The organism is Prevotella sp. P4-119 (genome assembly GCF_002251345.1).
Taxonomy (GTDB): domain Bacteria; phylum Bacteroidota; class Bacteroidia; order Bacteroidales; family Bacteroidaceae; genus Prevotella.
This window is the reverse complement of sequence record NZ_NPJB01000058.1, coordinates 43,587-66,517: the sequence shown is the minus strand read 5'-3', so window position 1 is coordinate 66,517 and position 22,931 is coordinate 43,587. Positions and strand designations below refer to the sequence as shown.

The following is a 22,931-nucleotide window of genomic DNA, read 5'->3' as shown; positions in this document are numbered from 1 at the left end:
AGAACAAACTCATACGTTTGGTCACTGCTATGGTCCGAAATCGCCAAATTTTCTCACCAGAATATAAAATATCAGCATAAATTAAAAATAATGGTCAAAATATTTGGATTTTAACATAGAAAGCGGAAATCACAGAAAAAAGGATTTTGGTTAAAGATTATTTTTAAGATTTTCGTTAAAGATTTTATTTGGCGCCAACAAGGTTTCTACTTTTGTCCTTACAGGACGTAGGTTAGGAATGTGCATTGTGTCCGCAGGGCGTTGCCCTGGGCTAAGGAAACCATTGGGCTTTCAGCCCGTTGTCCTTTGCCTTCGATGCTTCAGAATTGCTGTGTGAATTTCATTCGTGCAATACATGGGATATAACAACGAGCGACGCGCCGTGAGTCAACTACTCGCGGCGCGTCGCTTTATGATGTGGCTGGAAACAGGCAGTTAGAGTTTTGCCAATTCCACAACCTTGTCGATAGCAGCATTCAGACCGTCGGTATTCTTACCACCGGCAGAAGCGAAGTGAGGCTGGCCGCCACCGCCACCCTGTATGAGTTTGGCAGCTTCGCGAATCATCTGTCCAGCGTGGAGACCCTGCTCCTTCACCATATCGTCGCTCATCATGATGCTCAGCATGGGTTTGTCGGCACTGATGGTACCAATGACACAAAGCAGATGTGAGGGAACGGCTTCACGAATCTTGAATACCAAGTCTTTGGCAGACTGAGCGTCGAGAGGCAATACTGCCTTGATGAGCGTCACTCCGTTGAGCACCTGAGCCTTCTCCACGAGTTTGTCTTTGGTGCGCTCTACGGCTTGTGCCTTAAACTGCTCGATATCCTTCTTCATGGTGTCGTGCTCATCAATATACTTCTTGATGACACCCTGCAGATCCTTTGCATTGTTGAAGAATGCACGTACAGCCTTCAGTGTGTCTTCCAACTGATAGAGCATTTCCTCGCAGTCCTTACCAGTCTTAGCCTCGATACGACGGATGCCGGCAGCCACGCTGCTCTCGGTCAGTATCTTGAAGAAGCCGATGCGACCTGTTGAAGTGGCGTGGATACCACCGCAGAACTCGCATGAAGGACCGAAGCGCACTACGCGAACCTTGTCGCCATACTTCTCGCCGAAGAGGGCGATGGCACCCAGTTGCTTGGCTTCCTCAAACGGAACGTCGCGATGCTCATCGATATGGATGTCCTGACGAATCATGTCGTTGACGATACGCTCCACCTGACGCAGTTCTTCATCGGTCACTTTCTGGAAGTGAGAGAAGTCGAAGCGCAGGGTATCGGCGCTGACATACGATCCCTTCTGCTCTACATGGTCGCCCAATACCTGGCGGAGGGCATAGTCGAGCAAGTGGGTTGCCGTATGGTTGGCAGCAGAAGCGTCGCGTTTGTCGGTATCTACACAAGCCATAAATTCGGCAGTGGGATCCTTAGGCAACTGCTTCACGATATGGATGCTCTGGTTGTTTTCGCGCTTGGTATCGATGATTTCGATGGTTTCAGCCTCGTTGACGAGTACACCGCAGTCACCTACCTGTCCACCCATCTCTCCGTAGAAAGGGGTGTAGTCGAGCACGAGTTCATAGAATTCGTTCTTCTTCTGTGTCACCTTACGGTAGCGCAGGATATGACAGTTGTATTCGGTATAGTCGTAGCCCACAAACTGCTGTTCGCCAGCCATGAGTTCTGTCCAGTCGGAGTTTTCCACAGCGGCAGCGTTGCGTGCACGATCTTTCTGTTTCTGCATTTCAGCGTTAAACTGTTCCTCATCCACCGAGAATCCGTTTTCGCGGCAAATCAGTTCGGTGAGGTCGAGTGGGAATCCGTAGGTGTCGAACAGTCGGAATGCCTGAACGCCATCCAATTGGTTTTTACCCTCAGCCTTGAGTTTCTCCATAGCATCGCCAATCATCGAGATGCCCTTTTCCAGTGTGCGCAGGAAAGAGTCTTCCTCCTCCTTGATCACCTTGGTGATGAGTTGTTGCTGGGCTTTCAGTTCGGGGAAAGCGTCACCCATTTCGTGCACCAGTGTAGGCACGAGCTTGTAGATGAATCCCTCTTTCTGTCCCAGGAAGGTGTATGCATAGCGCACGGCACGGCGCAGGATGCGGCGGATGACATATCCTGCCTTTGCATTGGAGGGCAGTTGACCGTCGGCTATAGAGAATGCCACGGCGCGCAGATGGTCTGCACAGACGCGCATGGCGATGTTGATTTCGTTCTGCTCCTTGCTGATGGGGTTGGCAGTCTCTTCCTCAAAGGTGAAATATTTCAGTCCTGTCAGGTCTTGCTCAGCCTTGATGATGGGCTGGAACACGTCGGTATCGTAGTTAGAGTGCTTGCCCTGCATCATGCGCACCAGTCGCTCAAAGCCCATACCCGTATCGATCACGTTCATGGAGAGCTTTTCGAGTGAACCGTCAGCCTTGCGGTTGAACTGCATGAACACGAGGTTCCATATTTCAATCACCTGTGGATCGTCCTGATTGACCAGTTCGCGACCAGTTTTTCCACTGGCAGCTTTCTGTTCTGGAGTTCGCGAGTCAACGTGGATTTCCGAGCATGGACCACATGGTCCCGTATCGCCCATCTCCCAGAAGTTGTCGTGCTTATTACCATTGATGATATGGTCTTCTGGCACGTGCTTCGCCCAGTATTTTGCTGCTTCTTCGTCGCGTGGGATATTCTCCTCAGGTGAACCTTCAAACACGGTCACGTAGAGGTCTTCTGGATTCAGTTTGAGCACACTGACAAGGTATTCCCATGCCATATCGATAGCGCCTTCTTTGAAATAGTCGCCAAACGACCAGTTACCAAGCATTTCAAACATGGTGTGGTGGTAGGTGTCGTGACCCACTTCCTCAAGGTCGTTATGCTTTCCGCTGACGCGCAGACACTTCTGAGTATCGGCACGGCGGCGTGGTTCGGGCTCTCTTGTGCCCAGGATAATGTCTTTCCACTGGTTCATTCCAGCATTGGTGAACATCAGTGTGGGGTCATCCTTGATGACCATCGGAGCCGATGGCACGATGGTATGTCCGTGCTGTTCGAAGAATTTCTTGTACGACTCTCTGATTTCGTTCGCTGTCATCATTGTCTTTTCTACAAAGTTTATCCCCCATCTGCCACATAGTGGCGGATGGAGGCATTGGTTATGTTTTGTTATTATATATTCTTCATCGTTGTCTTATAACTTGCCATCGGTTCAATGGGCAAATTCCCCGTTGTATGGCCTTGCACAGGTTGAAGCCTTTGCCTACCGATGCCACATGGCTATGAGCCACATGGTTATATATTATGCAAAATTACGGAATTTTTCTCCAACTGAAAGTTGGTGCAATACAAAATTATATATAATTAACAGTTACGCACGTTCATTTTTTCGTGTTAATTAAGGTTAATGGTGTGGAAATTTTCAACAATGGCAGATATCCCCCTCGTTTGTCCGCAGAAAAGCCATGATTGTCTTCTTGTTTGCGGACTATTGTTGACGGTGTTGCGGTCGTCGGTATAATATGTTGAGAAACAGATGTTTCATATAAACATGCAGCAGATGCGAATGCAAAGTAAATTGATTTGCTCAGTAAAACAAATTGATTTCCTTTGCAAAGTAAATTGATTTGCTCGGCAAAACAAATTGATTTGCTGAGAAGAGCAACTTTCGTTTGAGACGTGAAGCAGTTCTTTAGTGCACGAATATCATCGTGACAGTAGGGCAAAATCATTGAAATTGCCGAGTAAATTCATTGAATTTGCTGACCAAATTCAATGAGATTGCTGACCAAATTCAATGAATTTGCAAAACAGCGCACTATCCTTTTGACTGTCATGCACTTGCAACGGCCTTGTTTTGCTGGTCGCGAAACAGCGATGGCGATACGCCATATTTGCGCTTGAAGGCAGTGCAGAAGTGGCTCTGGTGCTCGTAACCCAGATGATAGCCGATGGTGGAAACGGGTTCGTCGGTATTGCACAGCAGTTGCACAGCCATTTCCATGCGCAGATTAAACAGGTAGCCGAACACGGTAGTGCCAAACGACTGCTTGAAACATCTCTTCAGCGTACATTCGTTGGTGCCTACGAGAAGTGCCAAGCGGTGGAGACTGGGCATGCGCTGATAGTTGTGATGAATGAAAGTGCGGGCGTTGTCCATTTGGATTTGAAGTGTTGAGGTCATCATTGTTGCTTTTGGAATTAATGGTTTGTTGTTTTCTTAGACGTTGTCCCTCCATCGGTTGGAAGAACACGCTGCAAAGTTATGTCAACTCCGAAAACCAAGCAACAATGCGGCGCGACGGGTCTGTGACCTGCCTTGCAGTCACGCAAAAGTCACGTTGTTTGCCATGAAAATCCTCTATGTCACAGCAATTTTTCTCTTGTTGCAAAAGCATTATGATGGTCGGTTGTTGGTCAGTTGGTGGTCGAATGGTGGTCGAAACGCGTCAGGATAAAGTCATCGACCACCCATTAAGTCACTGTTTCTCTGTCGGTTAAGCGGTATTGGTGGTCGAGTGGTCGATTTTTTCGACATCGCGTGCGCCTGTATGCGCACGTGTGCGCGTATGTGTGCGCGTATGTGTGCGAGAAATAATAAGGTCTTTATCTCTCTCCGCTCCTATAGATTTCCGCCAACTGCCACAACGAAAATGCGCCAACTGCCACAACGAAAATGCGCCAACTGCCACAACGAAAATGCGCCAACTGCCACAACGAAAATGCGCCAACTGCCACAATATGGAGGTAAAATAACAAGATTTAACGATTATATGGTGCTGATATACAATTAAATATCGTATATTTGCATCAGAATATATAAAAGCTATAAAAATGAAAGAATATAAGGCGAGAATTGCAGACAAAATATTAGCAGAAAAGTTGGAAGCGATGGGTGCAGTGCTTATCGAAGGACCCAAGTATTGCGGTAAGACGACATTAGCATCTCAGCAAGCTAACAGTATATTGTCTATGTCTGATCCCGACACCCTACAACAGAATATGGCCATGGCAGAAACCAATATCAAACTGTTGCTCCGTGGCGACACTCCACGACTTATTGACGAATGGCAGATAGCACCAAGGTTTTGGGATGCGGTGAGAAATGAAGTGGATCAGCGTGATGAAGATGGGCAGTTTATACTGACAGGGTCTGCTGTGCCTCCAAACTTCGATGAGATATTTCATACTGGTACAGGACGTTTTGCTTGGCTCAAACTTCGTACCATGAGTCTTTGGGAGTCTGGTGACTCTACTGGTGAGGTAAGTCTTGCAAGACTGTTTGCCAACGATGCGGAAGATTATTTTGTGGAAGGCATCAATCAGATAGATTTAGAGCGTTTGGCTTATCTTACATGTCGTGGCGGTTGGCCAAAGGCACTGAATAAGAAGACAGAAAAGGCAGCACTCCAGCAGGCAATCGAATATTTTGAGGCTGTTACAAGCTTTGATATTTCTCGTGTCGATGATGCCAATCGCGACAGTGAATTGGCACGACGGATTATGCGATCGTATGCACGGAACCAAGGCAGTCAGGCTACTGCAGGAACTATATTGGCTGATATTATAAGTAATGAAAGTTCTGAGATCAGTGAGAATACCATCTATTCATATCTGAAGGCCTTGAAGAAAATTTTTGTGATAGAAGATTCTGTTGCGTGGAATCCTAATCTGCGAAGTAAGGCTGCTATTCGTACATCCGATACCAAGTATTTCACAGACCCTTCGATAGCTACTGCTGCATTAGGTCTTGGCCCCAACGATTTGGTGAATGACTTGAATACATTTGGTTTGATCTTTGAGACATTGTGTGTCAGAGATCTGCGTGTCTATGCCGATGCCATTGGCGGCACAGTATTTCATTATAGAGATAAAAATGGTTTGGAGTGTGATGCTGTCATCCATTTGCGTAATGGAAAGTATGGATTGGTAGAGATAAAGCTTGGTGGCGACAAGTTGATAGAAGAGGGTGCGAAGACCCTTACTGCTCTTGCAGACAAGATTGATACGACAAAGATGAAAATACCTTCGTTTAAGATGGTGCTGACAGGAGTGGGGCAATATGCCTTTCAGCGTCCGCAAGACGGGGTGTATGTAGTGCCAATAGGCTGTTTGAAGGATTGACAAAACCTGATCGGTCTTTGGAGTAAATTCAAAGCGGGACATTCCTAAAGGTAGTAGGAGTGTCCCGCTTTGTATGATATGGGTTCAAAACAGCCATTTGATAGACAAGGAAACAAAGTTTTTTCCTTCAAATGCAAAGGATGAATAAAAACAAAAAAAAGTGGACGGGCACATGCCTCGCCGGCATCTCCCGTCCACCAATCATAGTGAGAGTGTGTTTTGTTAGGTGTTTATATTCTATCCATTTATTTCAGTGGTCTTAGAATATTCTTCAATACTGCAGGACGTGCATACTCGCCGTTAGGCAGCTGAATGGCACAACCATTCTTATTCGCATACTTGGCAGTGGTGCCCTCAGGATTACTTATCAAGGAAGGCTTGGATAAAAAAAGCAGAGGACCTACATTGTTGGCAGTGGTAAATGCTTTAGCAATCATGGTCTGGAACAACCAAGTGTCGATCTGGTAAGTGACGTTATTGTAGGTCCAGGTACCAGCCCAGTCGATGATGGTTACTACATCACCTGATTTCTGCTTTTTTGCATAAACAGTACCCGTCGATGCTGCGTCGGTAACTGTAGCAGTTGACCAAATCCAATCGGCTCCTCCGAAGAAGTTAGCCCATGCCAGATACACGTATAAAGTTGTTCCTTCGATACTCCATTCTCCCAGATAGGTACCGCTGTTGGCTGTTTTCACAGTCCTGGCAGTCTTGTTGACGATCAGAGGAATAGTATAGGCATCGAAGTCTTTGAATGGTTTGATGCTGATACCCTTATCGGTTACATCGGCAGGGAAATAGTACCATCCTTCGTGTCCTTCTTCTACGTCGTAGAACACGAAATCGTATGTTCCTGAGAACTGATCGGCAAAGTCGAGCTGGCTCACATAGAGTGTCTTCTCTGATTTACCTGACTTCACGGCAACCTCACCTACACGGCGCTTAGTAGCGTTGGCAGCAACCGAAACCTTGATCACATTGCCGGTGATGCTGGCGGTAATCCAGTCAGCCTTGCTCTCCACGGTGACAGGTCTGCTGTGGGAAACGGTAACAGTCTTGCTGCCGGCAGCGTTGCTCAGTATGCTGGCAACATTGGTGGAGAGGCTGAACTTCATGGCAGCCTGGTTTACGAAGAGGGTATCTTCCAGTACACCGCTGGTCACCAAGATCTTACCCTGACGGGCAACGGCATAGTCGTTTGATGCAACTTCAACCTTGATAGAATCGCTCTTTGCGTTAACCGAAGCCTTAACCCAGTCGGACAGGCTCTTTACCGTAACTGAACCGACAGCCTTTTCGATAGCTACGTTGTAAGAAGCGTCGAGGTCGGTGGCTGCGAGTTCATTGCTTTCCAGTGCGAGCATACCGCCAGTCTGTACGATACTTACCAGATAGGTGTCACCGTTGGCAGCCTTTACATCAATGTGTGAGGCACGTGACTCGCGAGTAGGGTTGGCTGTTGCACTTGCAGTCAGCACGTTGCCGTTGATAGTGGCGGTGAGCCAGTCAGCAGCCGAAGCAACTGTCAGTCCTTCGCCAGTGAGGGTAATATCTACCGAACCGCCAGTGGCAGGAATAGTCGTTTCCGATTTTTCCACCTGAATGGTGTTGACTTTCTCTGTGAAGTCGTCGTCGCCGCAGGAAGCCAGCGTGAGGCTTCCTATGGCAAAGACGATCAGACTATATATCTTTTTCATACGCTTATAAGTCTATATTATGTGATTTAATATTAATGCTTTCCCGGATAGAGCACAGGGTCCTTCACCAGTTTGATGACATTCTTCGCATTGTTCTGGTCAGTCAATGTCATTACGGTAGGATTGTTAACATCGTCAGTACTCAGCTTGAAAGTAGAGAGGAATGGTGTGTAAGCATCTTCGAAGTTACAGAAGAGCGCATAGTATGTACCGCTACCTACGTAAACGTTGAAATCGAAGGTGATGACATCTGGTTCGTTTATTGGAGCATCAACAGCGAATGTTGCAACACCGTAGTATGCACCTCCGCTGAGGAAATAGAAACCATAGTTACCTTTATAGGTTCCGATGTAGCAGTAGTTCACGTCTTCACCTTCGTGGCTCTTACAGCCATCAATGAATGACTGCAAACCAGGACCTGCTACTTCACCTATATTGCTCAGAGCAAGATACCAGTTGCCTGCCTGGAAAATATCGCTCAGATCCTTTGATAAGCTAAAGGTCTTCGACTCGTCGTTGGAGACTACGATGGTGTTGGCTGTCAGTACATCGTTGACGGTAGCAGTATCTTTTGCGTTGATGCCTTTGAGTGTATCGCCAAAGAGTTCGATAGGTTCGCTGAAGAGAACACCCTTGTCGGTAGATGTGAAGGGGACAGTCAGTGAGGCTACTTCGCCCTTATCATCTACATATTTCACTGAGTATTCGCTTGAACCAGGATAGAACTTAGCCCTTTTGTCGCCAACAGTATAGGCAAGAATACCTGTGTTGGTCAGACTCTCAGCCATCTTAGATGCAGCATCGAAGTATTCAGCTACGGGACGGGTCAGACGCTCAAGAACGATGGTGTTGTTGAACTTCTTACCTTTGAGGGTAATGGTGTTCTGATCCTCGCTGATGTTCATGATGACAAACTCATAGTCGGCTTCCCATCCGTCAACATCTGTTGGAGCGCCGCTTCCAGCGGGGTCACCATAGATATGGAGCAGATCATTGTAGGTATCGAAAGCGAGTACAGGACCCTGGTCGCGCGTAATCTTATAAGTAGAAACTACTGACTTGTAGGAACCGTCAGAGTTTTGTGCAGTTTCGTTGTACATCTGTACCTTACCGTCGGTAAACTTCATGGCAAGGTTCAAACCGCCATAAGCATATTCCCGACCAGCATAGTAGTGCATGACCCAACCTTCCTGTGAGCTGGTCAACACTTCCTTGGCATTGGCAACTGCTTCGTTGATACGCTCTGCAGCCGACTTGTCGAAAATCTCGTCGTCATCGTGCAGACAAGACTGAAGTGACAGTCCTGCTACGGCAAACATGATATAGAAAAATATTTTCTTCATAGCGTTGTCTTTACTTTAAGTGTTCGAAATCAAGTTTCTTGTATTCCACAGCACGACGCTGAACTACGGCACGCAACTCTTCAAGGTCGATGTTCCAGTTCTGGCGCATATAGGTGCGGATGTGAGCCAGTTTCTGTTCGATGATGGCCTCTCCGTTTTCGCCGGCTTTCTCCATCTTGGAATTCCATAGCGCATCATTGTTGGTCAGATACTGTGAGTAGAGCTCTGCATAGTCTTCAGCAGGTTCACTCATCGCATAGTTGCGGATGAAACCGAGTGGCAGTGCCTGTATGTCGGTGTTGTACTGATACCAGTCACCGCTGACATAGTTACCTTCTGAGATGAGGTCAAACGAAGTATCGTATGGCTTCTTCTGGTTCAGAATGTGCTGGAACTCATGGTGCAGGGTGGTGAAGTACCACTGGTTCAGTGCATCATAGTCGTCAAGCTTGATTGCAGAACCCAGGTTGTTCACATTGTAGAGGGTAATTTTGTAACCGCCCTCGGCAGTACCCATCACAACGGTTCCGTTGTTTTCAATGGCAAGTGAACCGATGAACTGCAGTACACGTGGGGTGTTGGCCTTCACGAAGTCAGGACCTGCTACCTCAGCGTATGCGTCATACCAAAGGTATTTCACAATCATTGCCAGCTTAGCACACTTGGCAGAGTCTGCTGGGGTCAGTGTGTATTTGTGGTCAATCTCGGTATCCTTCATGCGGTAGAGCACCTCTACGTTGTAAGGATAGGTGAAGTTTTCCAGCAACCACTGCTCAAAGGCATCGGGCTTGGCTTCGTCGTTCACAAAGATGCTGTTGCCGGAAGGCTGGTCACCGTCTGAACATGCCGTGAAGCTGAGTGCTGCAACAACGGCAAACAGGATGAAATATATCTTTTTCATTGTGTTCTTGATTTAGTGTGTCGTTACTTTTTAATCTCGTAGATAAAACCAGAGTCCTGCATAATGTTACCGCCCTGGTCTTTCACAGTAATACGGTCGTTAGGCTCCAAACCAGAGGTGATTACATCCTGAGGCAGCTGGATGGCACGACGTGGATCGTCAACAGTGAGTGAGTCGGTTACAGCAGAGATAGTGTAACTTGTGTTGGTCTGGCGACGGTAAATCACAATACCATAACGTTTCACGTCCTGCATACGGTATCCTTCGCCGACTTCCATGATACGACGCAAGTGAAGAATGGCCTGAAGCAGTGCTTCCTGGTCTGAACCCTCGGCATCGATGGTATAGACGGGTTTTACGAAGTGCTTCTTAACGGTGGCTTTCTTTGGAGTGTAATAGTTAACACCATTGTAGAAGTCAACGATTTGCTTCAAGGTGAAGGTCTTCGGATATTTCTGATAAATCTTCATGATGGTGTTGTAGTCATCAACGGCTTTCTGCAGTTCGCCACTCAGCGCATAAGCCTCGGCGCGCTCTAACAGAAGTTGCTCAGTGGTGAATACGGCATACTCAGCATGGGCAAATCCGATACCAGCCTGAAGGTCGGTGTATTCAAACTCATAGGGCACCTTGCGATGGAACAGTTTTGCCAATGCGGTGTTACTCCATACACGCTGTTTGAAAGTAGAGTTGGCTGCGCCGAACGGACCCTTAGAGGCAATATCCTCATCGTAGGTGATACGGTAGCTATGAGCATATTTCTCACCGTATAAGTAAGGACCAGAGATGGCTCCCCATTCTGAATATACGGTCTGGAGCAGGAAGTTACACTTCTCGTCGGCAGATACCCAAGCCTCAGGACGAATCTGGTCGTTCATGTTAAGAGCTGAGTAGGCATCCCAATCACGGGCTTTGGCAGTAGGATCGGCACCCAATACTTCTGTTGCATAGGTGATGGCCTTGGCGAAGTCGCCCTTGTAAAGGTAGAAACGAGCGGCAAATGCTTTGGCGGCATCGGTATTGAAGTGGAACTTAGGTTTGCTGTAGTTGCTGCTAACCAAAGGAAGACCACGCTGCAAATCCTTATCAATCTGACCATAGAGATCCTCCATAGTGCCACGAGTATATACTGTTCCTACTACCTTTTCTGGATGTGTAGGATAAGGCAGACCCAAATCTGTTGAAGCAGTAGCAGGATTGTAAGCCTTACAGAATACGGTAGAGAGTTGGAACATAGCATAAGCACGGCAGAGCAGAGCCTCACCCAACTGTTCGCTATACTCAGCAGGGCTACCCTTTCCCTCAATCAGGTCAATGGCAGCATTGGCAGAAGCAATGGCGATGTAATGTTTGTTCCAAAGTTCCTGAGGTGATTCATCTTCACCTGTTTCAGTGATGTCTTCCCATTTGTAAGCCTGAGCCTGAAAACGTGATGCTTCTGACCATGAAGGGTTGACACAGTCATCGGTATTGTCTGAATACATCTCCAGCAGATAGGCAGGGTGTGCGCTGGGGTAAGCACTTACCAATAGATTGCTGACATCGCTTGGAGTCTGAAGCTCCATACGGTTGTCGGGTAACTTGTCGAGCCAATCGTCACACGATGTCAAGGTAAGGCCCAGTGCAATGATTGAAAATCCTATATATTTTTTCATATTGTTGTTCTTTTGTTTGTTTCGTTATTCCATTACCTTGATTAGAAGCCAACTTTAAGAGTTGCAGTGAACTGCTTGGGCACAGGAGCTGATACACCACCAGAGCGGAAGAACTCAGGATCCTGACCGTTCAACTTCTTGTCGGCATAGATGAGGAAGAGGTTGGTGGCCTGCAACTTCAGAGAGAGGTTGGTCAGAGGCTTAATCCAATTCTTGGGGAAATCATACTGCAGAGAGATTTCCTTCATGCGGATGAAGTCACCCTTGGCAATGCGTACATCTGAGTAGTTGTAGGCATTGTAACCATAACGCAACTGTGAGTTGTTGGTGTACTGTGCATAACTCAAGATGACAGGTACGTTGGTCTTCTTCTCGTCGCCAGGAACCATCCAGCGGTTTTTGAACTCCTTGGTCATAGAACTCAGGTCGTTATAAGTGGCTGAGAATACAGGATCGAGGCGAACTACATTACCAAATGAGTAGGTGATGAAGAGGTTCAGGGTGAAACCTTTATATTTGAAGAGGTTGCCCAAAGAACCCTGTACGGTAGGATCGGTAGGACCTTCATACTTCAGGTAATCAACCTTGTCGCGCTCCTGGAAGTTGATGTTGTCGGTGGTGATTTCTCCTGCTTCGTTGTAGAAAGTAGGAAGACCGTTTTCATCAAGTCCTGCGAAGGGGATAGAGAACAGTGAACGTACGGGATAACCTACGCGGCGTCCACCGAAGTTGGTGATCATATCAATCACACGGTCCTGGCTTGCCAAATTGGTAATTTTGGTCTTGGTGTGAGAATAAACCAAAGAGGTGATCCAGCTGAAGTCCTTCAACTTGATGTTGGTAGAAGAAATAGAGAGTTCCTCACCATGTGATTTCATGTCGGCTGCGTTGGCCCAGCGGATAATCTGACCACCGATACCCTGTGTGGCAACAGGACCGATTTCATCATAGTTCTTACGAGTATAGATATCAAACGATACGTTGATGCGGTCGTTTAAGAAACCTGCTTCAACACCGAAGTTGAACTCATTCTTCTTCTCATAAGTCAATTCGCTGTTCTCAAGGTCTGAAAGCTGGATACCAGTTTCCTTATCGCTGGTGAAGATGCGGTAGGGGTTGAAAGCCTTGAATACGTTGGTTGAACTTGTATAAGATGTGGGAGGAGGTGTGGCGGTCAGAGAGTAGCTGGCCTTCAGTTTCAAGTGGGAAATGGTTGGCTCCCATGCTTTGAAGAATTTCTCCTGGTCAACATTCCATGAACCTGCAATGTTCCAAGTCGGTGTCCAACGAGCAGAACGGCTCTTACCCATGGCGTTTGAACCTTCATAACGAACGGTTCCGTTCAACACATAACGGTTGTCGTAACCATAGGTGGCGTTGGCGAAGAAGGCTGCCGAACGTGAGTTGGTGTTTGAAAGTGAATAGTAGTCGGTGTTCTCTTCCAAGCTCTTCTTGAAGAACTGATAGGTGTAGTAAGGAATTTCACCCTTAGCATACTGCATACCCCAACCGTTGAACCATGATCTTGAACGCTGGATTTCGGTTGTCTCCATACCACCGAACAGGTTTACGTAGTGGATGTCGGCAAAGGTATGTACGTAGTTGGCTGTTGCACGGAAGTTGTAGTCGCGCATGCGGTTGTCGGTGCGCTTGTACATACCACCTTCGGGCAGTACAGAAATAGGGCGAGAGTATAGTACGTCTTTATCAGTATAGAGGTACTTGTTGGCATCGCGGATGATGGTGTTGTCCATAGCGCGATAAGCCTCTGCCTGGTTTGAGTTGTCGAGAATCTTATATTCCTGTGAAGTGGTGGTGTATTTCAAAGCACCAAGTACAGCAATCTCCAAATCCTTGATGGGCTTGTATTTCAACTCTGCCTGGAACTTAGCATCGAGGAAGTTGACATCGATGAAGTTGGTTTCCAATTCGTGCAGAATGTTGAAAGCTGCATAGTTACTATGATAATAGGTGTCGGGATCGAGTGCACGTGAAGTGTTCAACGCATAAGAGTATGGGTTGATATCGAAGTCACGCTTTACATTACCTGATACAACATCGACGTCCTGACTCAGAGTACCAGGAGCGCGCTGACTACGGTAACTACCGCTACCGATGATGTTCAGTGACAGGTTGTCGAGAATCTTGTGGTTCACGTTCATGTTCAAGGTGTAGCGGTCAACCTTTGACTGCTTGTACCATCCTGGGTCGGTCATGGCACTGACTGAAGCATAGTAGTTTGACTTGGCTGTACCACCGCTCATGCTGACAGAGTGGTTCTGCTGGATGCTGGTAGAGAAAAGCTCGTCAAACCAGTCGGTGTTGCGGAACTCTGCATTTGCCAAATAGGCATTCTTGGCCTCTGTAGTATTAGCCAAAGCGAAAGCGCCGGTTGATGGATTGTAGGTGTTGATCAACTCATACATCTTACCATATACACCATAGTCGCTACCATTCAGTGTGTTGCTGAGGTTCAACCAACCTTTATCGTACAACTCACGATAGATACCCATCTGATCCTGAGAGTTCAGAATGTTGAAGTTACCATAGGTAGGTTTCAAACGCATGGTGAATTCACCAGTATAGTTGATGTGTGCTGTACCTGCCTTACCTTTCTTGGTGGTTACTACAATCACACCGGCCATGGCACGTGCACCATAAATAGAGGTGGCAGAACCGTCTTTCAGAATCTGGAACGACTCGATATCATCTGAGTTCAAACCAGCAATGGCTGAAGAAATAAGGGTTTCTGGGTCACCTGATGACAATGCATCAGAGTCAATGTCGGTTACGTCTTCCATGATAACACCGTCAACTACCCACAGTGGCTTTGAGGAACCGTAGATAGAGGTGGCACCACGTACACGAATCTTTGGTGCTGTACCGAAGGTACCACTGACGTTCTGTACAGATACACCAGCAGAACGACCTTCCAGTGAACGCGAGATATCGGCGATACCATTAAGAATGGCATCCTCGGCATTCACACGGTCGGTAGCACCAGTAAACAGACGACGGTCGGTCTTCTGCATACCAGTTACAACCACTTCTTCCAGCTCTGCACTGGGGCGAAGGCTGATAGACATCTTGGCTTTAGGAGCCAGTGTCTGTGTTTCCATACCAATGTAACTGACACTAATCTTTTTACCTGCAGGTACTGAAAGACTGAACTTACCATCAGCATCGGTCACTGTTCCTGAGCGCTGGCCCTGAATAATGATCGAAGCACCGATGATTGGTTCACCGTCTTCCTGAGATACTACGGTACCTGTTACTTTTGTCTGTGCCAACACTCCTCCACATAGAAGGAAGATATTGACCAACAAGATAAGCAGTTTCTTTTCCATAAAAACTCTCATTTTGATTAAAAATTAAACATATCACTAAATTATACTCTGAATAACTATTTTTGTTCCTATTTAAGTTCTTTTCACAAATTAACATGGTGCAAAAGTACAGTAAATTGTTCTAATTACCAAATATTATATGATGTTTTTTATATAAATCATGAAAAATTCCACGAATAAGGTAGAAAATCAATGGTGAAAGCATGAAATCGTAAGATAAAACATGAAATTAACAAAAAAATGTTAGTTTGCAAAGATTGGTTAAAACCGTGTGCCGTTTTTTTACATATTTTAGGAGCATATCATAATATTAGAATGGCATGGAAATTTGATTTTTTGTTCACTTAATCGTATCTCTGCAACATAGTTGCGAAGATACTCACGTTCGGAAAACCTCAAATAAATTTGGTTTTTCGCTCACTTAATCGTATCTTTGAGGCGTTGCCTCTTAGATACTCACGTTCGATAATCTAAAAGAAAAACGTGTTTTTCTTTTGGATTTTGCTCACTTAATCGTATCTCTGCAACATAGTTGCGAAGATACTCACGTTCGGAAAACCTCAAATAAATTTGGTTTTTCGCTCACTTAATCGTATCTTTGCAAAGAAATAAACCGATACGATTATGGCACTCAACTTGAACAAGAATCTGAAGATGTATTATTCTATCCGCGAAGTGGCGGCTATGTTTGACGTTAACGAAAGCACATTGCGCTACTGGGAAACTGAATTTCCTATGCTCAAACCAAAAACTTCGGGACCGGCAAAGATACGACAGTATCAGCAAAGTGACATCGATCTGTTGCGCACAATACATAATCTGGTGAAGGTGCGCGGTTTTAAGATTGCTGCAGCCAAGAAAATTCTCAATTCCAACAAACGAGGTACTGCCAACAAAACTGATGTATTAAGCAGGTTGATTGATATCCGAACGGAATTGCAAGCACTGAAAAAACAAATGGACTATCTTGTTTGAGATGGTCCTTTTGTTTGAATATAAATCCTCATGAACAATTCTTTTTGTTTGAATACATATATATATTGAGTCCTAATGGTCGAATTGGGTGAACTCAATATGATTATGACCGGTTGAAATTGAAAAACGCCCCAATCCATAGAGGAGTTGGGGCGTAATATATTTATAGGTATTTGTGGATGGAATCCTACAATCCTGCTTGACGCATCATCTCACGAACAGCAGTTTCCAACTGTGGGTCGCGACCGTTGATGAAATCTTCGGGGGTGTTGTAAACCTCGATGTCGGGCAAGAGTTCTTGGTTTTCCATATAGTTGCCACGCATATCCTTCTTGCCAATCTGCGGAATACCGAAAACGAGGGTGGGGTCCATCTGGGTTTCCCACCATACACTGGTGGCTGTACCTGCCACAGGTGTACCGATGAGTTTGCCAATGCCCAGTTCGCGATATACCCAAGGGAATCCCGAACCGTTACTATAGCAGTCTTCATCCATCAAGATGCAAGAGGGAGCTACCCATTTGTTGAGTGGGTCACGTCCCACATATTTGCCACGTGGTACGAAGTTGTGATAGAGTTTCCCGCTGAGCAGGGTGCAGAGGTCGTCGTGAAGCCAACCTCCACCATTGTGGCGCTCGTCAACAACAACAGCCTTGCGGTTGCGGTTCTTGTCGTTGAGCAATTTGCTATATACCTTGCGGAAGTTTTCGCTGTCCATAGATTCTACATGCACGTAAGCAACCTGTCCACCGGAAATGCTATCTACCAAGTGTTCGTTGTGTTCTACCCAACGTTTGTAGAGCAGAGTCTGGAGTTGGCCTTGACTAATCGCTTTCACGTTGATGGTCTTACGCTGTCCGTTACGGGGATTGTAGATGCTGAGGCGGACAGACTTTCCTGCTTTGCCATCGAGCATCCAGAAGTAGTCGGCACCTGCTTTGATTTCATGACCATCGATGCTCTCAATGATGCATCCTGCCTTTACTTCAGAACCATGAAGTGCTAATGGGCTGCGTTTGATGACTTCTTCGATGCGCAGTCCGTCGCCATCATATTGCTGGTCGATGAACACTCCGAGACTTGCAGTCTTCAATGTGGCACCAGCAGTGCGGTAACGTGCACCAGTATGTGAACCATTGAGTTCACCGAGCATCTCGCTCAACATATCACGGAAGTCGTAGTTGTTGTTGATATGTGGGAGAAAACGTGCATAGATGTCACGATAGCCTTCCCAGTCAACACCATGCAGTTCGGGATCGTAGAATTTCTCTTTGACTTGTCTCCAAGTGTGGTCGAACAGATATTGGCGTTCTTCATAGCCACGATAGTTGGATGGTGCATCAAACTCGACAGTCTCTTTCTTGTTTTTCGCAAGGTCGAGTTTCTTGATGCCTCTTGACAACAGATAGATGTGCTTGAATGAAGCGTCAGCCTGCATATTGCCATAGCCCACATTCTTCATTACCAGTTCGGTCTTTTCTTCAAGGAGGTTATGACACCAGAGGTCGTAACCGTCTTCGAAGCGTGACTGATAATAGAGCGTGTCACCCTTAGGACTGAGTATGGCGTCGCCCAGATGACTTGAGTTGACGGTGAGACGGATGATACGGTCCTGACAGTTGTCAAGGTCGAATACCAATGGTTTGACGGCAGGCTTTTGAGTGCCCTTGTCGGTTTTGCTATTCTTGTTGTTTTTGCTGTTTGCTTTTGCAGATTTGCTCTGGCTGTTGTTTGCCTTGCGAGCTTCTGCCTGCTTCTTATCGTAGATTTCCTTCTCCTCTTTGCTCATTAGGAAGCGCTCGTAGGCTTCTTGGTCGAGGAACATGATGTATTCATCGCTTTCAGCTCCCCAACTGCCATGACTTCTATAACCGGCACGGTCGCTCTGGTAGATGATGGCTTTACCACCCAATGCCCACCGAGCATTGTCGTCGCTATAACCGCTGTTGGTCAGGTTGAATACGGGTTTCTGACCTGAAGCATCAACTAGTGCTACATCGGGACTATGCCATCCACCGTTGCCAATATAGCTTGCCAACAACCAACGGCTATCGGGACTCCATTCAAACCATAGGTCGCCATCGGTATAGCTGCACTGATATTTTCCATCGAGCACGGTGCGTACCGAACGACTGGCGATGTCGAGTACACGCAGGTCGCCACGGTCTTCGAAGAATGCCAGTTGTTTACCATCGGGACTGTACTTTGGCTGTTGTGAAATATGTTGTCCGTCGGTGAGACGTTCTTCTGTCAGATTGCTGCTATAGGCAAACTGTGACTCTGATTTCTCTGTCAGTGTAGTGCGGTAGATCTGCCATACTCCATTGCGCTCAGAAGAATAAGCAATGCTGCGTCCATCAGGTGAGAACGAGAGGTCGCGCTCCTGTTCTGGAGTATCTGTAATCTGACGAGTAGTGCTGTAGTCGATGGCTGTTACATAGACATCGCCATGGAGAATGAAGGCAATCTCCTTGTTGTTGGGAGAAAGACAAATCTCTGTTGCACCAGAATGTAGTATTCTGCGCACTACGCTACGGTCGTTGTTGTCGGTTGTGATATTGATATTGACCTTACGTTCCTGTCCGTTCTGCATGACATAGATTTCGCCGTCATAAGCATAGCACAAAGTGCCCTTCTTGTCAGCAGTAAGGAATCGTACGGGGTTCTTGGTATGATGGGTCAGTTGCTGTTCGCCACTGCCATCGGTATTGCGCTTCCATACGTTGAAAGTGCCGTCTTTCTCACTCAGATAATAGAATGAACGACCATCGGGAGCCCATACCGGATTGCGGTCTTCGCCACGGAAGGAAGTCAGCTTGGTGTATTGTCCTTTGCAGAGCAACCAGATGTCGCGAGTAATAGCCGACACATGGTGTTTGCGAAATGGGTCTTCATATCCTTTCACGTCATGATAGAGCACATCGCCATTGGCATTGATGCTTGGCTGTTCCATGGTGATGGTGGAGTAGAGTCGTGGACGTCCGCCAGTAGTACTGACCTCATAAACCTGAGGGAAGGTGCTGCTGGCGAGTTGGCTCGACAAAACGGCAGGCATCATATTGGCACTAAAGAGTACGTGTTGTGCATCGCTAAATACCAATGGAATCTCATTGCCACTATGTGTGGTGAGTCGGGTAGGCGTTCCGCCGGTAGCCGGCATGATATAGACATCGAGACTACCTTCGCGTGCAGAGGCAAAGGCAATGTTTGTTCCGTCAGGACTCCATACCGGATAAGCATCATAGGCACTGTTGGTCGTTAGCTGACGGGCATTGCCACCATTAATTCCCACTGTAAAAATGTCGCCTTTATAGGAAAAGGCGATGGTCTGTCCGTCTGGTGACAGGGCGCAGAAACGCAACCATAACGGTGTTTCAGCACGTGATGACAGAGGCATGGCCATTAAGAACAAGGCCATGAACAAGCGGCAAGCCGCTGAAAACACGTTGTGCATAGTCATAGTTTTTTTGATAAGTAATTGATATTGATAGTAATGATTATTACGGAAAAGCTCGGACTCTGTCACACTATCCCTCCGTTAGCTTTAGGGTAGGGGCGTCCAGTTGTCGTTGCGAGCAAAGACATTAGCCACTGTGATTTTCTGTGCTTCCTTCTTGGTGAGTTGTTTGCTCCATGTGGCACGCTTGTCGGTGGCAGCACCTTCACCTTGGTTGTTGTATTCCATGTAACGTGCGGTCTGTTTAGCCTCTTCGCGCCAATGATGCCAACCCTCTGGACGTATCTGTTGAGGCAACTGGCAGTTCATGAAGAGTGTATAGCCATAGTCTCTCCAAGGACGTCCGAGATATACTTTTGTTACATCGGGTGCTGTAGTGATGCGACAGTTGTTGAAGATGTAACCGTAGGTCACTTCTTTTGGCGTTGAAGCCGCTGTGATATATGAATTGGCTTTGCAGTAGATGTCGCAGTTTTCAAACCATGCTGTTGAAGGACCGAAGATAAAGTCGGTAGTACCTTCTATATAGCATCCGGAAAAATAGAGGCGTGTGCTGGCATTACCTGTATAGATGGTGTCCTGATGTCCCAAGAATCGGCAGTTGACAAAAAGCAGGCAGTCACCTTCTGTATGTAGGGCTACAGCCTGTCCGAGTCGTGCAGAATTGTTCTCAACGGTAATGTTCTTCAAAGTGATATGACTACCTCCTATGCGCAAGGTATAGGTACGGAAAGTTCCCATGCCTTTACCGATTTCTGGTAGATATACGTTGGCATGGTCATCCCATGTGATGATGGTATTGTCTCGGTCTTCTCCACATATTTCTATATTGGTGAGCCACTGTGGAACGGTGAGCTTCTCTTTATAGATGCCCTTTTTGACATAAATCACTTTGTGATAGTCCATAAAGGCGCGGCACACCTCGATAGCTTCTGCCACATTGCGGAAGCGTCCTGTACCATCACGTGCCACTACGATGGTGTCTGGGTTGTCAAAATTCTCTTTGGCCTCCATACCGACTACGGCACATAAGGCATAAATCATGCAGATTAGTTTTTTCATGTTGTATAGCAGTTTGATGTTCAGTTATAGTCCATACCGACGATCACATAATCTGTGACACGTCTTTGATGTCCTCAATCTTCTTGAGTTTATCCATGATAATCTTGGCATCTTCTCTGTCGTGGACGCGCAGTTCGATAGATCCGTCGAAGAGACCTTCCTCGCTGGTAATAGAGAATTTATGGATATTGACATTGAGTTGTGAGGATATGATGCTTGTGATATCCATAACGATACCGACACGGTCGATACCTTGTATGCGGATGCATGCATCGAAGAACAGTTTCTTGTGCATATCCCATTTGGCATCGAGTATGCGGTTGCCATAGCTGGTCTTGAGCTTAGCAGCCACAGGACAGGCACGCTTATGTATTTCGATACGGTGCTTGTTGTCGATGAATCCCAGGATATCGTCACCAGGAATAGGGTGGCAGCAATGTCGGAACTTATATTGTCCGATATTGTCGTCTGTGATATAGATTGGTTTCTTGCGGTTGAAGTTTTCTGGAACCACAAAGAATTCCTGTTGTGTGGTATCCTCTTTCTTCTGTTGCTTGCTACGTCCGAGGAACGGTACGAGTCGTCGCCAACCTTTTATAGTGCTTGGATTGTTCTTGCCGTGCAGTTCGTCGAGGTCTTTTTCTCCCAGCAAAATAGTCTTCTCTCCCAGTGCTTGAAGCAGTTCCTCGCGGTTTTTCACTTCATGGAACGCAGCGAGTTTGTCAATGGTAGCAGCGGTATTCTCTATCTCGTTCTTGGTCAGGAAGGCATTGAGTATTTCTTCGCCTTGTTTCTGCATCTCTCTGCCGTCACGTCTGAGTATGGCTTGTATCTTAGCTCTTGCCTTGGCGGTAGATACAAAGTTGATCCACGAAGGTTGTACGTGTTGTGATTTCGATGTCAGGATCTCCACTTGGTCACCACTGTTGAGTTTATGGCTCAGCGGTACCAGTTTATGATTTACCTTTGCGCCAATACAGTGAGAGCCCAAGAAGGTGTGTATGCTGAATGCAAAGTCGAGTGCTGTACATCCTGCAGGCATCGTTTTGATTTCGCCTTTCGGTGTGAACACAAAGATTTCCGATGCGAAGAGATTGAGTTTGATAGCATCGAGGAAATCCATAGCATCGGGTTGCGGGTCGTCAAGAATTTCCTTGATGGTACGCAACCATTCATTGAGTTCGCTCTCATCTTCAGTGTATTCGTACTCTTCGCCCTCTTTGTATTTCCAGTGTGCGGCAAATCCCTGTTCTGCAATTTCGTCCATACGGTCGGAGCGAATCTGCACCTCAATCCATCGTCCTTGTTTTGACATCAGGGTGACATGGAGTGCTTGGTATCCGTTGGCCTTTGGGTGGTTGAGCCAGTCGCGCAATCGGTCTGGGTGCGACTTGTATATCTTAGAGATAGCAACATAGATGTTGAAACATTCGTTGACCTCTTCCTCACGTTTCTCTGGTGTGAAGATGATGCGCACTGCCAGTATGTCGTAGATTTCGTCGAAGGTCACATGTTTATTCTGCATCTTATTCCAGATGGAATATGGTGTTTTGACGCGTTCTTTGATTTCATACTTGATACCCATCTTCTTGAGTGCCTCTTCGATAGGAGCTGTAAACTGGTCGAAGAGTTCTCGTCGTGATGCTTCTGTAGATGCGAGTTTAGCCTTGATGCTATTGTATTCGTCGGGATGTTCATACTGGAAACTCAGATTTTCCAGTTCCGATTTGATTTTGTTCAGTCCCAAACGGTTCGCCAATGGTGCGTAGATATACAGTGTTTCTCCTGCAATCTTGTATTGTTTGTTGGCAGGTTGCGACTGCAGTGTGCGCATATTGTGCAGTCGGTCGCATATTTTGATGAGTATGACCCGGATGTCATTGCTCATAGTGAGCAAGAGTTTCTTGAAGTTTTCAGCTTGTGCCGAAGCCTGTTCACCGAATATACCTCCACTGATTTTTGTCAGTCCATCAACAATTTGTGCAATCTTCGAGCCGAAGATGTTTTCTATATCTTCGGTGGTGTAGTCTGTATCTTCCACCACATCATGCAGCAATGCAGCACATATACTTGTAGAACCGAGTCCCACTTCTTCGCATGCGATTTGTGCTACGGCGATAGGGTGCATGATATAGGGTTCCCCCGACAGTCGGCGGACACCTTTATGTGCTTGTCTTGCAAAGTTGAAAGCCTTCGTGATGATGTCCACTTTCTTGCGGTGACGTGATGCCAAATACGTATCCAACAAGTGTTGGAAGGCTCCGTTAATCAATTCATTGTCGGCTGTTTCCTTGTTTTTGATGTCCTCGTCCATTGTCGTTTGCCAATTATAGGTGAATACTATACCTTATTTATATATAGGGAAGAATCGT

Annotated in this window: 12 protein-coding genes; 2 read left to right on the top strand and 10 right to left on the bottom strand. The window is 46.6% G+C overall.

Features of this window, described 5'->3' with window-relative positions:
* Window positions 1–435 precede the first annotated feature (435 nt).
* A complete protein-coding gene (alaS, locus tag CIK89_RS06315) occupies window positions 436–3,099 on the bottom strand; it encodes an alanine--tRNA ligase (RefSeq protein WP_094390546.1) in 2,664 nt (887 codons plus the stop codon).
* A gap of 732 nt (window positions 3,100–3,831) precedes the next feature.
* Window positions 3,832–4,185, bottom strand: a complete 354-nt coding sequence (locus CIK89_RS06310) for a helix-turn-helix transcriptional regulator (RefSeq protein ID WP_094390545.1) — start codon at window positions 4,183–4,185, stop codon at window positions 3,832–3,834.
* 647 nt (window positions 4,186–4,832) lie between these two features.
* Here CIK89_RS06310 and CIK89_RS06305 point away from each other — a divergent pair.
* Complete coding sequence (locus tag CIK89_RS06305; RefSeq protein ID WP_094390544.1) at window positions 4,833–6,122, top strand: ATP-binding protein; 1,290 nt, start codon at window positions 4,833–4,835, stop codon at window positions 6,120–6,122.
* 245 nt (window positions 6,123–6,367) lie between these two features.
* Here CIK89_RS06305 and CIK89_RS06300 read toward each other — a convergent pair whose 3' ends face one another.
* From CIK89_RS06300 to CIK89_RS06280, 5 genes are read right to left on the bottom strand one after another with little or no spacing between them, the layout of a single operon-like run.
* Complete coding sequence (locus CIK89_RS06300; RefSeq protein WP_094390543.1) at window positions 6,368–7,819, bottom strand: BACON domain-containing protein; 1,452 nt, start codon at window positions 7,817–7,819, stop codon at window positions 6,368–6,370.
* Window positions 7,820–7,851: 32 nt separating this feature from the next.
* Window positions 7,852–9,162, bottom strand: coding sequence for a DUF4302 domain-containing protein (locus CIK89_RS06295; protein ID WP_094390542.1), 1,311 nt, complete (start codon window positions 9,160–9,162; stop codon window positions 7,852–7,854).
* A 10-nt stretch (window positions 9,163–9,172) separates the two neighbouring features.
* Entirely contained in the window at window positions 9,173–10,063 is an 891-nt protein-coding gene (locus CIK89_RS06290; RefSeq protein WP_094390541.1) for a putative zinc-binding metallopeptidase, read from the bottom strand.
* 23 nt (window positions 10,064–10,086) lie between these two features.
* Complete coding sequence (locus CIK89_RS06285) at window positions 10,087–11,718, bottom strand: RagB/SusD family nutrient uptake outer membrane protein (protein WP_094390540.1); 1,632 nt, start codon at window positions 11,716–11,718, stop codon at window positions 10,087–10,089.
* Between the two features lie 41 nt (window positions 11,719–11,759).
* Window positions 11,760–15,065 (bottom strand): SusC/RagA family TonB-linked outer membrane protein, encoded by a 3,306-nt coding sequence (locus CIK89_RS06280; protein WP_094390539.1) that lies wholly within the window; start codon window positions 15,063–15,065, stop codon window positions 11,760–11,762.
* A 624-nt stretch (window positions 15,066–15,689) separates the two neighbouring features.
* On the opposite strand from CIK89_RS06280, the gene CIK89_RS06275 reads away from it, so the two are divergent.
* Window positions 15,690–16,040: a MerR family transcriptional regulator gene (locus CIK89_RS06275; RefSeq protein WP_094390538.1), complete on the top strand. Its 351-nt coding sequence runs from the start codon at window positions 15,690–15,692 to the stop codon at window positions 16,038–16,040.
* 187 nt (window positions 16,041–16,227) lie between these two features.
* Here the strand turns inward: CIK89_RS06275 and CIK89_RS06270 are convergent, their stop codons facing one another.
* The 3 genes from CIK89_RS06270 to CIK89_RS06260 form a co-directional block, all read right to left on the bottom strand.
* Window positions 16,228–19,500 carry a S41 family peptidase gene (locus CIK89_RS06270; protein WP_254046628.1) on the bottom strand — a complete coding sequence of 1,091 codons (3,273 nt, stop codon included), beginning with the start codon at window positions 19,498–19,500 and terminating at the stop codon, window positions 16,228–16,230.
* A gap of 84 nt (window positions 19,501–19,584) precedes the next feature.
* Window positions 19,585–20,559, bottom strand: a complete 975-nt coding sequence (locus CIK89_RS06265; protein ID WP_094390536.1) for a pectinesterase family protein — start codon at window positions 20,557–20,559, stop codon at window positions 19,585–19,587.
* A 43-nt stretch (window positions 20,560–20,602) separates the two neighbouring features.
* Complete coding sequence (locus CIK89_RS06260) at window positions 20,603–22,873, bottom strand: bifunctional (p)ppGpp synthetase/guanosine-3',5'-bis(diphosphate) 3'-pyrophosphohydrolase (protein WP_094390535.1); 2,271 nt, start codon at window positions 22,871–22,873, stop codon at window positions 20,603–20,605.
* Between the last annotated feature and the right edge of the window lie 58 nt (window positions 22,874–22,931).

Excerpts from the sequence above, each read along its gene's own strand:
- CIK89_RS06275 (WP_094390538.1), top strand. The coding sequence starts at position 15,690 with ATGGCACTCAACTTGAACAAGAATCTGAAGATGTATTATTCTATCCGC.
- CIK89_RS06270 (WP_254046628.1), bottom strand. The coding sequence starts at position 19,500 with ATGACTATGCACAACGTGTTTTCAGCGGCTTGCCGCTTGTTCATGGCC.
- CIK89_RS06260 (WP_094390535.1), bottom strand. The coding sequence starts at position 22,873 with ATGGACGAGGACATCAAAAACAAGGAAACAGCCGACAATGAATTGATT.
- CIK89_RS06265 (WP_094390536.1), bottom strand. The coding sequence starts at position 20,559 with ATGAAAAAACTAATCTGCATGATTTATGCCTTATGTGCCGTAGTCGGT.
- CIK89_RS06280 (WP_094390539.1), bottom strand. The coding sequence starts at position 15,065 with ATGGAAAAGAAACTGCTTATCTTGTTGGTCAATATCTTCCTTCTATGT.
- CIK89_RS06290 (WP_094390541.1), bottom strand. The coding sequence starts at position 10,063 with ATGAAAAAGATATATTTCATCCTGTTTGCCGTTGTTGCAGCACTCAGC.
- CIK89_RS06285 (WP_094390540.1), bottom strand. The coding sequence starts at position 11,718 with ATGAAAAAATATATAGGATTTTCAATCATTGCACTGGGCCTTACCTTG.
- CIK89_RS06310 (WP_094390545.1), bottom strand. The coding sequence starts at position 4,185 with ATGATGACCTCAACACTTCAAATCCAAATGGACAACGCCCGCACTTTC.
- CIK89_RS06295 (WP_094390542.1), bottom strand. The coding sequence starts at position 9,162 with ATGAAGAAAATATTTTTCTATATCATGTTTGCCGTAGCAGGACTGTCA.
- alaS (WP_094390546.1), bottom strand. The coding sequence starts at position 3,099 with ATGATGACAGCGAACGAAATCAGAGAGTCGTACAAGAAATTCTTCGAA.
- CIK89_RS06300 (WP_094390543.1), bottom strand. The coding sequence starts at position 7,819 with ATGAAAAAGATATATAGTCTGATCGTCTTTGCCATAGGAAGCCTCACG.
- CIK89_RS06305 (WP_094390544.1), top strand. The coding sequence starts at position 4,833 with ATGAAAGAATATAAGGCGAGAATTGCAGACAAAATATTAGCAGAAAAG.